At 50.4% G+C, this 14,803-nt stretch carries 12 protein-coding genes; 8 read left to right on the top strand and 4 right to left on the bottom strand.

What is annotated here, in order from left to right:
* Positions 1 to 142 precede the first annotated feature (142 nt).
* Positions 143 to 943 carry an LEM-3-like GIY-YIG domain-containing protein gene (locus U868_RS0110385; protein ID WP_025153236.1) on the bottom strand — a complete coding sequence of 267 codons (801 nt, stop codon included), beginning with the start codon at positions 941 to 943 and terminating at the stop codon, positions 143 to 145.
* Positions 944 to 1,198: 255 nt separating this feature from the next.
* Here U868_RS0110385 and U868_RS0110380 point away from each other — a divergent pair, with 255 nt between their 5' ends.
* Positions 1,199 to 1,465, top strand: a complete 267-nt coding sequence (locus U868_RS0110380; RefSeq protein ID WP_025153235.1) for a VF530 family DNA-binding protein — start codon at positions 1,199 to 1,201, stop codon at positions 1,463 to 1,465.
* A 57-nt stretch (positions 1,466 to 1,522) separates the two neighbouring features.
* Here the strand turns inward: U868_RS0110380 and U868_RS0110375 are convergent, their stop codons facing one another.
* The 3 genes from U868_RS0110375 to U868_RS0110365 form a co-directional block, all read right to left on the bottom strand.
* Entirely contained in the window at positions 1,523 to 2,893 is a 1,371-nt protein-coding gene (locus tag U868_RS0110375; RefSeq protein WP_025153234.1) for a rhodanese-like domain-containing protein, read from the bottom strand.
* 8 nt (positions 2,894 to 2,901) lie between these two features.
* The gene (locus tag U868_RS0110370) at positions 2,902 to 3,894 is read right to left on the bottom strand and encodes a YeeE/YedE family protein (RefSeq protein WP_025153233.1); all 993 of its coding nucleotides are present in this window, start codon (positions 3,892 to 3,894) and stop codon (positions 2,902 to 2,904) included.
* A 223-nt stretch (positions 3,895 to 4,117) separates the two neighbouring features.
* Entirely contained in the window at positions 4,118 to 5,269 is a 1,152-nt protein-coding gene (locus tag U868_RS0110365; RefSeq protein ID WP_025153232.1) for an ROK family protein, read from the bottom strand.
* Between the two features lie 333 nt (positions 5,270 to 5,602).
* Between U868_RS0110365 and U868_RS0110360 the strand changes: the two genes are divergently transcribed.
* From U868_RS0110360 to U868_RS0110330, 7 genes are all read left to right on the top strand, one after another.
* Positions 5,603 to 7,093: a sodium:solute symporter family protein gene (locus tag U868_RS0110360; protein WP_025153231.1), complete on the top strand. Its 1,491-nt coding sequence runs from the start codon at positions 5,603 to 5,605 to the stop codon at positions 7,091 to 7,093.
* A gap of 1 nt (position 7,094) precedes the next feature.
* On the top strand, positions 7,095 to 8,363 hold the full coding sequence (locus U868_RS0110355; RefSeq protein WP_025153230.1) for an AGE family epimerase/isomerase: 1,269 nt from the start codon (positions 7,095 to 7,097) through the stop codon (positions 8,361 to 8,363).
* A complete protein-coding gene (locus U868_RS0110350) occupies positions 8,345 to 9,643 on the top strand; it encodes a hypothetical protein (protein WP_162817223.1) in 1,299 nt (432 codons plus the stop codon). The genes U868_RS0110355 and U868_RS0110350 overlap by 19 nt, the downstream gene beginning before the upstream one ends.
* A complete protein-coding gene (locus tag U868_RS0110345) occupies positions 9,636 to 10,412 on the top strand; it encodes a glucosamine-6-phosphate deaminase (RefSeq protein WP_025153228.1) in 777 nt (258 codons plus the stop codon). The genes U868_RS0110350 and U868_RS0110345 overlap by 8 nt, the downstream gene beginning before the upstream one ends.
* The gene (locus U868_RS0110340) at positions 10,406 to 11,560 is read left to right on the top strand and encodes an N-acetylglucosamine-6-phosphate deacetylase (RefSeq protein ID WP_029991006.1); all 1,155 of its coding nucleotides are present in this window, start codon (positions 10,406 to 10,408) and stop codon (positions 11,558 to 11,560) included. The genes U868_RS0110345 and U868_RS0110340 overlap by 7 nt, the downstream gene beginning before the upstream one ends.
* Before the next feature lie 2 nt (positions 11,561 to 11,562).
* Positions 11,563 to 12,339: a sugar isomerase domain-containing protein gene (locus U868_RS0110335; protein WP_025153227.1), complete on the top strand. Its 777-nt coding sequence runs from the start codon at positions 11,563 to 11,565 to the stop codon at positions 12,337 to 12,339.
* Between the two features lie 307 nt (positions 12,340 to 12,646).
* Positions 12,647 to 14,794 carry a TonB-dependent receptor plug domain-containing protein gene (locus tag U868_RS0110330; protein ID WP_025153226.1) on the top strand — a complete coding sequence of 716 codons (2,148 nt, stop codon included), beginning with the start codon at positions 12,647 to 12,649 and terminating at the stop codon, positions 14,792 to 14,794.
* Positions 14,795 to 14,803: the final 9 nt, after the last annotated feature.

The raw sequence follows: 14,803 nt of genomic DNA, 5'->3' as shown, positions 1-14,803 counted from the left end.
AGATCCTAGTGATGATTAGATGCAATAATATCAATGTGTTATATCGTTCATTGGCGTTCCCTGCTCTCCTATCCGGTAACGTGAACTGATGTACAATATCCGTCAGTTCACGGATACTGTACAAATTAGTTATTGGTTTTCATCATTTACCGACCGGAGTGTTTCCCACTTTAACGAATGGCGAGCCATAACTCCGGTCATAGTTGATTATTTTTCCGACATATTTATCGCGTATAGACTGCTCTGCTTTTCTGCCGATAAATTCCCAGCGATTACTGTCACGGCTGACTTTCCTTGTAAAATATTCCTGAGTACCGGCTTTAATCCAACCATGAATTTCATATACTTCTTTTACAATGTTGTTGTAAACAGCGTAAGCATATTTCAGGGATTCATCATTGCGCGGCGGATTGTGCCAGACACCACGGGTTGCTTCGAACAATTCCTGCTCAGTCATATCAAACCGGTAGAGTTTGTTTAAAATGAATACAAGTCCTTTATCTTCTTTTGAAACCTCAGTCGGCTCACCAGAATACCATGAAGCCGCTTCTTCAATAGTTAACCTTCCCTGTGTTTTATAAATATCATTACCGGGACTCTTTTTCCCGTTAATTTTATTAGTCAATCCTTTAATTCCGATGAGGTCAATACACGTGGTTTCGACCATAAATGCAGTTTCAGAGTCAAGTCCGTGAGACAATATATCGATACCGAGACGATTTTCTTCGTAAAGCTCTTTAATGCGCTTTAGTTTTTCATTAGATATATCTTCAGCATTATCAGCTACTTCTGCCATGGCATCGCTGATGTGGGCCAGACAGCGGCTATTTTTCCCTTTACCGATATAAAACGGAACCCGGAGATTTTCTTTTATTTCACATAATGCATAAACATAATAGTCTAGCTTATCGAGTGTTTTTTTATATTTGCTGAAGTCTGTCATTTTTAGCCTTTATCGTATGAATGTTAATTAATACTGTTATTCAACCATAACCTCAATCATTCAACCATACGTTCCATGCGGTAATTAGCGGCTATATTTGCTGCATTATCTTATGTTTGAAGTCATAAAAGGAGGTTAACGGAAGAATGCAGACCCTGAAGTAATACGGAATGAGTCTGCCGGGAGGGATAATTGTTATGTTCCGGAGTTTACGGTATCCTTCCCTGCTCAGGTAAAATAACAGGATATTCATTCATGACAGCCCACAAATCCAACGACCCGCTGCATGGCGTTACTCTTGAAATGCAGGTTAATGCACTGGTTGCAAAATATGGCTGGGCAAAGCTGGGTAAGTTAATCAATATTAACTGCTTTAAGAATGACCCCAGCGTAAAATCAAGTCTGAAATTTCTCCGCCGCACCCCCTGGGCACGTACCGAGGTTGAGAACTTATATCTTGATTCACTGGATGATGATACGGCTAAAAAAACAGACAGTATCTGGCCGGAAGGTCCATGGTAAATTACCGGATATCACCGGCTTCCGTTATATCAGCAGAAGCCGGTTTTTCAGTCATCGTTAGCTTTTGCAGGATTGGCCCGGTTTTTTAATTATTTCACCATAATCATTCAGTGCTGCCGGTTTTTGGCTCTGAATATTATTTAATACCGGTAATGTCGGGTCCATCTGCCAGGCATTCCAGCCGCCGTCATAAATCCGGCTGTTTTCCCAGCCCGCCAGTTGCGTCATAAACCAGGAAACACTGGCCCGCCAGCCGGTGCCGCAATAAAACGCGACCTGGTCAGTCGGTTCAATACCCTGCGTTTTCCATAAAGCAAAAATCTCGTCCGGATTACGTAATGTGCCGTCCGGGTCATAGTAATCGGACATATCATTCGAATTTTTACCGCCGAATCCCCATATCGCCCCGGCTGGTTCCCCTTTGCGCGGAATATAGTCATAACCGGAGATTTTGCCGGTATATTCATCCCATGTCCGGTTGCTGATCAGTTTAAGACCGGATTTCTGACCTTGTATGGCTTCCGCCGGCATAGCAATAGTGACCTGCGGATTAACCGGAATTTCCGCGCCGAAATCTGCAACCGGTACCGGAATATTCAGAGTGGTTTCCGTCGGTAATTCCGCATCAACCCAGGCATTTAACCCGCCGTTCAGGAAACGGACATCTTCAACACCGGCCCATTTCAATGCCCATAATACCCGCAATGCTGCCATCTGATTTTCAGAATAGACGACAACCGGGGTATCTTTGCGGATCCCGTTTTTCAGCAGATTATTTTTGATAACGTCGGGTTCTGATAAATTCCAGACCGGCGCGTTTTCTATCCAGTCGGTATTAAAATGGAAAGCGCCTTTAATATGCGTTGCATAGGATTTAGATTGTTCCGCATCCCCCCACGACACTTCAAATATCACCGGTTTTTGATCACGGGTATAACTTTCCGGTTTTTCGCCGTTCAGTGCAGCCTGAACCCATGCCGGCGAAACACTCAGAAAATAATTCGGGTATTTATCCATCGGCAGATCAGAATTGCTGTATTGGATAAAGGATTTAAATGCCCTGACCTGAAAACCTTTGGCAGCAAATTCGGCGGTAATACGTTCCAGGGAATCCGGGTCACTGTCGTAAAATATCAGGGTTTTTTCTTTGGTAATCCCCTTTTCTTCCACAAAAGTATCAAATTTGTTTTCGTCAATAAAATCCAGCCAGCCGGTGGTAAACTGCATTGCACCTTTAATATGGCCGCCGCGGGTCGCGCCTTTATCTTTAAAGCCGAAATATAAACTGTCCGGCCGGGTATCAATAATAATGTATTGCGGGTTGTTCAGGTTCTCCGATAATTCTTCAATACCGATCTCTTTTACCACCGTCTGGTCACAACCGGACAGTAATAGCGGTATCAAAAGAAAGAGTGATTTTGTTTTCATATGTGATCCTATAAACGACATTGTCCTGCACGGAAGAAATAACTGGTCAACCAGACACCGGCCATAATCATGAATGTCGAAATCCATCCCTGCCAGGAGAAATAAGCGGTTGCCACAAGAGAATTTGTGACGGTACAGCCGCCTGCCAGTGTTGCCCCTGCTCCCATCACAATCCCGCCGATCAGCCGTTTGACGACAGTAATACCATCAGGCGGAAGTGTTAATCTGAATTCTTTGCGGATAATCGCACTTATCATTGAACCGGCGAAAATACCGATAACAAATAAGGTTCCCCAGTTAAAATAACGCTGCTGCCCTGTGATCAGATACTGAATAACATTGCCGGAAGGAACGGCAACACCATAGCCGAAATTACGTCCGGCTTCAGCGCTGAAAACCCAGGCAATAATCCCGAGAATACCGATCAGAAGACCGGTGATATTCAGCGGCAGATAATTAAACCGCCCCTGTGAAGGTGATGTATAGCGGGGATGGTAATGCTGATAAATCAGTAATCCGGCAGTGAGAATAATTAAAAACACGACCAGAAACCACGGGGAAATATCCAGCGTTTTATAAATTGTATCCGGTTGAGCGGGATGCTGTAGTAAGGGTTCAAACCAATGTTTCAGGCTGCCTTTCTGAGCGGCGGCCATGGTGACAACAAAGGCAAATAAGGCAATCCAGGTGCCGGTTAATCCTTCGCCGGAACGAAACCATGCGCCGCTGCCGCAGCAACCGGCCAGCACCATACCTGCACCAAATACAAAACCACCGGCAAGTGTGGCGGTGATTGGCAGATTTCCTTCCGGTATGTGTAATAATCCGGCAGATTCCAGGGCAAAGAAACCAACGGACTGAATAGTGACCGCAATCAGCAGTGCGGTGAGAAACCGGGTATTTCGCTGGTAAAGAATGTTTCTGAATCCGGAAACAAAACAGAACTGACCTGACTGGAGCAACCCGCCGAACAGGATGCCGATAAATAAACCACTGACCATGAAAAAACCCCGGAGAATAAACAACTGCGTGTATCTGTGAATTTTACCCTCCCCATTATTCGCCGTTATGGCGCAAAATCAAGTTAAGTATTGCTCAGTGTCTCTTTGATGTTTTTTTCATCCGGTTTACTATATTTCAGTGGTAAATCTCATACAGAAGAGAGCGGAAAAAGATGTGGCTAATTACGGTAAAAAAATCCGCTCTGTTCAGGTTATTCGCTGATTAACTCCCCTGATGGCAATATTCCGCCACCAGCGCATCAAAGAACGGGGATAATGCACCGTGCATTTCATTCATATAGGATTTGTGGTTGATGATGAATGTGACATTCTGCTCAAAATAATCCGGGACATGCTGACTGAACCCCGTGGTGATTTCCCGGAATAATGCCTCATTGTGCGTGAAGGGGCCTGAGAAAATAATGACATCCGGGAACAGAATAAAATAGATATTTGCCAGTACCCGCCCCCAGATATCCGCCGCTGTTTTCAGGCACGGAATAACGGTAATATCCGCATGCTGTAATGTTTTTGCCGCTGCCCGTTCATTGCTTAAATCGCCGGGCAGCGCTTCACTCAGTACACCGCGCAGTGCGGACAACGAAAACATCTGCTCAATCGTCTGTGAATTACCGAACGTCAGCTGCCCGAGCTCGCCGAACAGCCCCTGCTGGTTGGCATTTATCTGCTGTTTTGAATAGCTCGCCGCGCCAATCCCTTCCCCCCAGTGGACATACAGCACACGTCTGGCGGACAGGTCACTATTTTCGAGGATAAAGGCATTCAGCTCCGCCTGTAAGTTTTTCACCAGGCAGACAGGAATGGAAAACTCTGCAGCCAGCCGTGATAAATCCATATGGCGGGCTTTCGGCCAGCGGTTGGTGTAGAGCCAGTGGCAATGTTCCGCGTCCATAACCCCCGGCAGCGAGATAATAATCCCCTGCACCCGGGTGTCCGCCCGGCAATTTTGCAGCAGACGGCTGATCAGTGTCCGAAAACAGTTCAGGAGTGTATCACTGTCAGCATTATCATCGTGAACCGGCTGGTGTACACCGGCGAGAACCACACCCCGGATATCCACCAGCGACGCCGTGATATTGCGGGCATCAATGCAGATAAAAATAGCCGTCAGTAACCGGAAATCCGGAATAATACCGACTTCCGGGCGCCCCGGTCCGGGCTGGTGATTAATGGTGTCCTCAGCAATAATGCCGCTCTGGATCATTTCGCCGATCAGCTGTGTCACCGTCGCCGGGCGCAGCTTGTTAGTGATCGCGAGCCCTTTACGGGTGATCACGGCCTGCATTTTGTATCCGTCCAGAATTTGCCGGAACAGATGCTGTTTACGTTCTGACGAAAGAGACGGTTTCACCATAATGATCTGCTTTCCGGTTCAGTGAGTGAGGAACAGACTGATTTTCAGCTGTTTATCTGATAAGTCAATAGTGGGTGGTGTGATTACCCTATATGTATCACACATTATCTGCCGGATAAATCGCTGTTGATGTGCCCTGCGTGTGTTGTTGAATTGTGAGTCAGATCGAATTAATAACATACAGTGGAATTAAATATATTTACAGTGTGTGTTATTAATGTACAGTCAGGATCAGCAGTTCTCTGCTGCCGATTATCCATTTTATGTCAGTACCCGCAATTCCCCGTTTTACTGTAGATGTTGATGACAAAATAATTATAAGGAATCAATAAGATGCAAACGCCGGACTGGATAACACTCTCACTTTTCTTCATTATCATGATAGGTATCGGTTTAAATGCTTACCGTCGTGTTAAAGGCACTAACGATTTTTATGTCGCGGGCGGTGGTCTGCCCTGGTGGCTGGCCGGGATTTCCCATCATGTGTCCGGTTATTCCGGCGTGGTGTTTACCGGTTATGCCGCCCTTGCCTATGCGACCGGGTTTAACCTGTATGTCTGGTGGGCGCTGAACGTGACTATCGCCTGTCTGCTCGGTGCGTGGCTGATTGTTCCCCGCTGGGCGCGGCTGCGTGATGCGTTGCAGGTACAGTCACCGACCGAATATCTGAAAATCCGTTATGATATTAAAACCCAGCAGGTGATCGCCTGGCTGGGCGTGCTGCTGAAACTGCTGGATACTGCCGGGAAATACGCGGCGATCGGCGTGTTGTTCTATGGTTTTACCGGTATTCCGGTGATTTACGGTGTGCTGATTTCCGGCGTGGTGGCGATGATTTATGTCACCGTCGGCGGGTTGTGGGCCGATACCATGAATGACTTTTTCCAGTTCCTGGTCGGGATTGCTGCGGGGATCATTATGTTCTTCGTGGTGCAGTCTCAGCTCGGGGATATCGGTACCAACTATCTGGATATGTGGGACAGATTGCCTGCCGGTAACAGTGACTGGTTTAACGGCCAGTACAGCCCGCTGTTTTTTGCCAGCTTCGCGTTTGTCTGTTTCCTCAGCTATAACGGCGGCACCTGGAACCTCGCATCCCGCTTTATCGCCTCACCGGACGGTAAACAGGCACGCCGCGCGATGATCCTGTCTGCGTCTCTCTATCTGGTCTGGCCGCTGATCCTGTTTGCGCCGATGTGGGCCGCTCCGCTGCTGATCCCGGATGTCCCTGCAGATCAGCAGACACAAATCTACTCCATGCTGACACTGAAATATCTGCCGGCCGGGTTTGTCGGGGTGATCCTCGCGTCGATGTTTGCCGCCACACTGTCGATGGTGGCCTCTGATGCCAACGCCATCAGCTCTGTACTGTCGCGGGATATCCTGCCGCTGATCTCGAAAAAAGTGAAAAGAGCCAACGGCGAAACCCCGTTGTGGATGGCGCGTACCGTCACCTTCACCTTTACCCTCTGCACCATTATCCTGGCACTGAATCAGGAGCATTTCGGCGGCATTATCGGGCTGATTGTGGTGTGGTTCGGCGGATTAATCGGACCGGCGTCTATTCCGATGGTTCTGGGTTTACTGCCGTTCTATAAGCATTGCGGTCCGAAAATTGCCATTACCTCTATGCTGATTGGTCTGGCGGTCTTTGCCGGCACCAAACTGTTTGTTACCGCACCGTCAATGGCGTTATCGGTCGGCGGCCCTGTCTTCTGCTCCCTGGTGTTCTTTACCCTGGCAGCCATTGTGGCGCGCAAAAATCCGGTAAAACCGGAAGTGGATGCCCTGATGCATAAACTGAGCCGTGACGGAGGCAACTGATATGGGATTAACCGCGCAACAGAAAGCACAATGCCGCGCCTTATGGCAGCAGGAGCTGGAACAGAATATCCTGCCGTTCTGGCTGCGGGCGGTTGATACGGAGTCCGGCGGCGTGTTTACCTGCTTCAGTAATGACGGGGGCACGCTGCTGAGTGAAAATAAATTTACCTGGTCTCAGGGGCGTTTTCTGTGGAATGAGTGCCGTCAGGCGGCGCTCATCCGCAGCGGGTTGTGTCAGGGGGATGCCATCCCTCTGCTGGCCCATGCAAAACAGACCGCGGATTTCCTGCTGAACCATGCTTTCCTCGATAACGGCCATTGCGCTTTTTTACTGGATCGCCATGGCAACAAGCTGGAAATGAAGCCGGGCGGGGAATATGACACCTCGTTTTACGCGGATTGCTTTGTGGTGATCGGCTTGTGTGAATATGCCTTTGTCTCCGGAGAAAGCGGGTATTTTGAACATGCACTGGCACTGTATGACAATGTCAGTCAGCGGCTGGCATCCGGCCGGGTGCGGAGTGAACCGTATCCCGCCCCGCCGGGGTTTGAACCTTATGCCTATGAAATGATTATGCTGGGAACGGTGACGGAGCTGCTGCGTTATGCCCTTCGTTATCAGCACCCGGCGCTTTCCCGGCTGACAACCCGGACACGGCAAAGCCTCGGGCGGATTTTTACAGAGTTTCATGACCCGGAAACCCTGATCCCGCTGGAGATGAAAGTCATTCCTGAGCACCGCGATACCCTGCTCGCCCGCCATAAAACACCGGGGCATACACTGGAAAATATGTGGTTCTGTTTCCATGCCGCACAACTGCTTGGTGAGACAGAAACGTATCTGTCCGCCATTGCGAAAATTACAGGACTGATGTGGCATATGGGCTGGGATGATCAATACGGCGGACTGTTCCGTTATACCCTGGCAGACGGCTCTCCGCCTGCCGGACGTCTGCTTGGGGATGATCCGTATGAAACCCTGATAGCGGACACCTGGAGCAGTAAAATCTGGTGGGTGCATTCGGAAGCACTGTATACCCTGCTGCTGATGGCAGAACAGAATGACGATCCGCAATTTTTCAGCCTCTATCAGCAGACGGCAGACTATGTGCTGAATACCTTCCCGAACCGTGAACAGGGGGAATGGACACAAATCCGTGATCGTGAAGGTGCGCCGCTGAACAAGGTGGTTGCGCTGCCGGTAAAAGATCCGTTCCATATCATGCGCAATCTGCAACTGATTGTCTCACTGTGCGGGCTGCCGTCATGATCCTCGGCGTCAGTAAAACCGATATCACACCGTCACTGCCGGTGAAATTGGGCGGATTTGCGTTCCGGCATCAGCCGTGTACACAAATTGGTATGCCGCTGTATGCCCGCTGCTTTATCTGGAACCGGCAGTATGCCGTTGTCAGTCTTGAACTTCTGTTTGCCGGGGACAATCTTGACCGGCAGATCCGCACAGCGCTGGCAGACATCCCGGAACTGGCCGGACTGGCTCTGATCCTGACTGCCACTCACAGCCACTGCGCGCCGCAGACAGCAGATAACCACTCGCCGCAGTTGGGTGAATGTGACCGGCAATATACTGCGTTTATCACACAACAGGTTATTACCGGCCTGCAGACAGCACTCGCCGCCGGGAAACCGGTGACAGCACAGGTTGCGGAGTCAGACTGCCCTCTGGCAGTTCACCGGCGGCTGATGGTCAACGGTGAAATCATCATGGCACCGAACCGGGATGAACCGGCGGATACTATCGCCACACTGGTGCGGTTTACGGATGAGAAGCAACAGGTATATGCGGTGCTGGTGCATAACCAGTGCCACCCGACCATTACCGGCGACAATATTCTCTCCGGTGAATATCCGGGTGTGGTTTGTGATGAAATTGAAACGGCCTTCCCGGGGGCAGTATGTCTGCTGTTACAGGGATTCTGCGGCGATTTGCGCCCTGACCTGAGCCGTGACGGGCAGTTTTACCGCGGGGATTATGCACAGATGGAAATCTGCGGAAAACAGCTGGCCGCCCTTTTTCTCGATGCGCTGGAGCAGCCTGATTTACCGCTTTTTCAGCTGACCGCCCCGCCGTATTTCCGGCAGCGTCAGGTTTCGCTGCCCTTACAGCCGGTGATGAATAATGAACAACTGATTCAGTTCCGTGATGAACATGAGCCGGCCACGATTGAACATGAATGGGCGGTTTACAAACTGAAGCAGACCGCGCGCGGGATCCCGCTGCAGGCAACACAACCCATCACTCTCACCTGTCTGCACCTTTCACCACAGCTGAAACTGCTGACCGTCAGTGCGGAAGTTGTGAATCACTACCAGAAATTATTACGCGCCAAAGGGCAATATTTCCTGGGGATCGGCTACAGCAACGGCATGGCCGGTTACCTGCCGTCAGCCCGCCAGATTGCCGAAGGCGGCTATGAGCCGCACGGTTCAGCATACTACTTTTATCTTGATGCCCCGTTTGCACCGCAGGCGGAGCACCTTTTTACAGAGGCGTTATTCCGCCTGTCAGAGGAACATAATAATGACTGATTCTCTTGTCACTGCCGGTCAGAAAGACCTGCTGCACTATGCTGTTTATACAAACCGTGATGCGACGGGACGCGCGGCGGCTGAAAAAGCCCGCGATATTATTGTTCAGTGTCAGGCATCACAGCCGGAAGTCCGTATTATTTTTGCCTCTGCGCCGTCTCAGAATGAATTTTTGCAGCATCTGCAAACATTCCCGGAAATCGACTGGTCAAAAGTCACAGCATTTCATATGGATGAGTATATCGGCCTGCCGCCGGGCGCACCGCAGGCCTTCAGCCACTATATTCAGGAACATCTGTTTGATGCGGTAAAACCGGCTGCAACACACTTTATCCGGGCGCATGCCACGGACAGTGAAGCCGAATGCCGCCGCTATGCAAAGCTGCTTTCCGCCGCACCGGTAGATCTGGTGTGTCTGGGGATTGGTGAAAACGGTCATATTGCCTTTAATGACCCGTGGGTGGCGGATTTCAGTGACAGTGCGGTTGTCAAACGGGTGCAACTGGATGAGCAATGCCGTCAGCAGCAGGTTAACGACGGCTGTTTTGCGCGGACGGATGATGTCCCGGTGTATGCCCTGACCCTGACAATTCCTGCGCTGGTCAGCGCCCGTCATATGGTATGTGTGGTGCCCGCTGCCACCAAACGGCAGGCTGTCACCCGGATGATCCGGGATCCGATCAGTGAAGATCTGCCAGCCACCATTCTGCGCCGCCATAACAGTGCATTTCTTTATCTGGATACCGATTCAGGAGCGGATTTATGCTGACACAAATCTGCGCTAAAACACTGAACGGCACGCCGGTCACCATCACAACAGATCATGGTGTTATTACCACTATTGAGCCGCTGCATACCGCTGCGCCTGAAAATCTGCCGTATGTCGCCGCCGGACTGGTGGATTTACAGGTCAACGGCTATGCGGGAACCGATTACAACACCCTGCCGCTGCACCGGGATGATGTCCGCCACAGTTACGAAAGACTATACCAGAAAGGCGTAACCAGCCTGTGCCCGACCGTTATCACCAACAGTGATGAGGCGATTTCTCAACTGATGGCTGATTTTTCTGCCTTTTGTGCCGCCGACCCCCGTATCCGTGCCTCAACAGCGGGTATTCATCTGGAAGGCCCGTTTATTTCGCCGGTCAGCGGGCCGCGCGGTGCACACGATAAAGCCTGTGTGCAGCATTGTGATAGTGAAAAAGTCCGCCGCTGGCACAGTGTATCTCAGGGACTGTTGCGGATCCTGACACTTTCTCCTGAACAGGAAGACGGACTGGCCGGCACCATCCGCTTTTGTACGGATAACAACATCCGGGTCTCCATCGGCCATACCGCTGCGACCCCGGCGCAGATCCGCCGTGCTGCAGAACTGGGGGCTACTATGTCCACTCACCTCGGTAACGGCTGTGAATTACAGATACACCGTCATCACAACCCTATCTGGGCACAACTGGCGGAAGACAGTTTATGGAGCGGCATTATTACCGATGGTTTTCATCTGCCGCCGTCATTGATCAAAGTGATTTTACGTGCCAAACAGGGAAAAATTCTGCTGACCAGCGACACCACCGCATTCGGCGGTATGGCTCCGGGCCGTTATCACACCCATATCGGCGGTGATGTGGTACTGACGGAACAAGGCCGCCTGCATCTGGCCGCTAATGACGAACTGCTGGCCGGCTCTGCGCAGTCAGCTCTTGAATGCATCAGCTTTCTGCTCCGCAGCGGACTAAGTGACACAGAACAGGCCTGGCATTACGCCGCTGAAAACCCGGCTGCATTCCTCGGGCTGACCGACAGAGGCACACTCGCCGCCGGAAAACGGGCGGATATCGTGGTACTGGATATACAGGGCAGCACATTGCAGGTGCTGGAAACCTATCTTCAGGGGGAGGCGGTTTACCGCGCATAACGATGATGAATACAACAACTGATCCGCTGGCGTTATCCGCTGAGTATCTCGGCAAAATCACCACGCATCTGCACACGGTGCTGGACAGTAACCGGGAAACGCTGCCCCGGGCCGCCGTCCTGCTGGCAGAACAAATAGCACGGGATAACCTGATCCACGTGGCGGCCTCCGGCGGGCATTCCAACCTCGGTCCTCAGGAGGTTTTTTTCCGTGCCGGGGGATTGATGCACATTAACCCGATCCTGGATGAAGGAACGCTGCTGACAAACGGCGCACTGCGTTCAATGGCGATTGAGCGGCTGCCGGGGTTCGGCAGAATTGTCATGAATAACAACCCGGTACAGGCCGGGGAAGTGATGGTACTTATCAATGCTTACGGTATTAATGCCTCGGTCATTGATATTGCCCTTGAAGCGAAAAAGCGCGGGGTGACGGTGATAGCAGTAACGTCGGTTGCCCACGCCGGGGAAACACCGGCAGATCACCCCGCGCGCCACCCCGGCGGACAAAATCTGTGTGATATCGCCGACCTGGTGCTGGATTCTCATGTGCAGGTCGGTGATGCGGTTATGCAGATCACGGGGATAACCCAACAGGTGGCAGCCATGTCCACCTTTGCCAATGCGTTCCTGCTCAATGCCCTGATAGCCGAAACTGTCAGTCTTCTGGCGCAACAGGGCATTGAACCGCCAATCTGGAAAAGCGGCAACGCTACCGGCGGCGATGACTGGAATCAGCAGTTTATCGACCGTTTCCGGCACCGCATCCGCTTATTGTGATCATCTCCGGCGGTGCCGTTCCGGTGCCGCTGACTTTTTAACAACGCAGCATATTTTCAACATCTGCTCACCTTTTTTATAATTCACCCATGTGATTATAACGGTTTATTTTCAATTACCTTGACCGCTTTCCCGTTTCGAACTTTTAGTCATATTTTTTAGTGACTTAGCCTCCCCTGTTTTCTTAAGATGAAAACGGATCGCATTAACACTTGATGTTATTTGTTTCAGAAAAATTGTTTCAGGGAAATTCACCGGTAATAGCCGGTGTTTTGGTCAGGCATTATATAAAAATGAGTTTTTAACAATGAAAATAAACAGCAGGAAACTGGCACTGGTTTCACTGATCCTGTCATATTCACAATTCACCGCCGGCGCGGAAAATACCGCGAAACAGGATCCGGACAGTGACACATTAATCGTGACCGCGTCAGGGCGTGAAGAACAGCAGCGAAAATCCACCGTGACCACCCAGGTTATCGACAGCGATCAGATTGAACGCTCACGGGCGGAAAGTCTGACTGAATTACTGGCACAGAACAGTGTCGGCTTTTTCAGTGAATGGAGTCCCGGGCAGACATCCATTAATATCCGCGGTGCCGCAACGGATGGTCAGGGAAAAGATTTTGCCGGACAGGTACTGGTATTAGTTAACGGCCGCCGTGCGGGAACCGCGAACTTATCCAAATTATCACCGAAAGATGTCAGCCGGATTGAAGTGATCCGGGGCCCTTCTTCGGTTATTTACGGCTCTCAGGCGATGGGTGGCGTGATTAATATTTTCCTGAAAAACGGATTAACCGACGAAGGCGGCAAAATTTCAGCGGAAACCGGATCCTGGGGACTGGCACAGACTTACGGCGGTTATGGTTTTCAGAATGATGACGGCGATATTTACGGCTATGTCGGGTTTGAAGCCGGTCGCCGTGATGATTACCATTCCGGGAAAGGCGGCCACAAACAGGAAAATACCAACTGGGAACGCTTTGGCTTAAGCGGCAATTTAGGCTGGCAGATCAACGAAAGTAACCTGCTCGATGTCTCTTTGCGGACTGACGGTATTTATGACGGCGGTTTCCGGGGCTCAACCGGGAATATTTACGCCAAAGATACCCGTTATAACCGCTCCGCAGATGTGGTCTGGAAAAACGGCACCGATGACAGTATTTTCAGAATGAACAGCCATGCCTATTTTGTGCAGGACGTGGATAATTTCCGCTGGGCATCACCGTTAACCGCAAAAACCCGCAGTGATCATAACCGCCGTCAGCTGGATATTTATGGCGTGAAATTCCAGCCGGTAATTAAACTCCATGAGCAGAATGATCTGTTATTAGGGGTGGATTATGAATACAGCCGTCTGCGTTCCGAACGTAATCAGGTTAGTGTCAGCGGCAACCCGCTGAAACAATCCGCGCCGTATGATAATAACCAGACTGAAAACCAGTATGCCGTTTATTTCGATGACCGGCAGAGTTTATTTGACGACAGCTGGATAATCCGCGGCGGGATGCGTTATACCTACGGGAAAACCAATTTCGATAAAACACCGAACCTGGATAATCAGTTCACCGGCAGTGCGTCATATAATCAGTTAACCTGGAGTCTCGGTACCAACTATCAGGTCAATGACTGGCTGAACCTGAAATCCTCTGTCGCTACCGGTTACCGTGCGCCGACCGCCACACAGCTGGGGGCGGATTATATTACGCTGTCCGGTACGCAATATCTGGGCAACAGTTCCCTGAAAGCGGAAAGCAACCGTCAGTTTGAAGTGGGCGCGACACTCGGTGATTCCCTGAACTCCGTGGATATTGCCCTGTTCCAGAATACGATACAGAACAGAATACAGACCAACGTTCTGGCACCGAATGTTTATCAGTACGCCAACAGCGACGATGATATTGTGGTGCGCGGGCTGGAAATTAACAGCCGGGCCACCGTTAACCGTGTATTTGACTGGCAGACAGACTGGGATTGGGTCATGCGTTTAAACGGCAGCTGGAATTTCGATATGGAAGATAAAGGCGCCAAAATAACCGCAACCAATAACAGTAATAAAGTTCAGCGCATGTATCAGTACCAGGCGGCGTTTATTAACGAGCTCTATTTTACCAATGCCCGTTATCCGTGGAGCCTTCAGTTACAGGGCATTCTGCGCGGGCCGATGTGGTATAAAACAGAGGAAGGTATTATCCCGGATGTCCGCCCTTATTCTTCTTATGTGATGCGCAAAGCGCCGTTTATGGTCTGGAACCTTCAGGCGGATGTGGATATCAGCCAGTCACTGACGCTGTACGGACGGATAGACAATATTCTGGATAAAAATGAGCATCCGGTCTTTTTTGCCCTGGATGAAGACCCGTATATTATGCTGCCGTCGAAATCCAACGGCAGTCTGGGAACCTCTATGCCGGGCCGGTCATTTATTGCCGGTGTGACATACCGTTTTTAACCGGCAATA

This window comes from Morganella morganii H1r (assembly GCF_000633515.1).
GTDB classification, from domain to species: domain Bacteria; phylum Pseudomonadota; class Gammaproteobacteria; order Enterobacterales; family Enterobacteriaceae; genus Morganella; species Morganella morganii_B.
The sequence above is the reverse complement of the archived record's forward strand: the minus strand, read 5'-3'. Positions and strand labels throughout refer to the sequence as shown.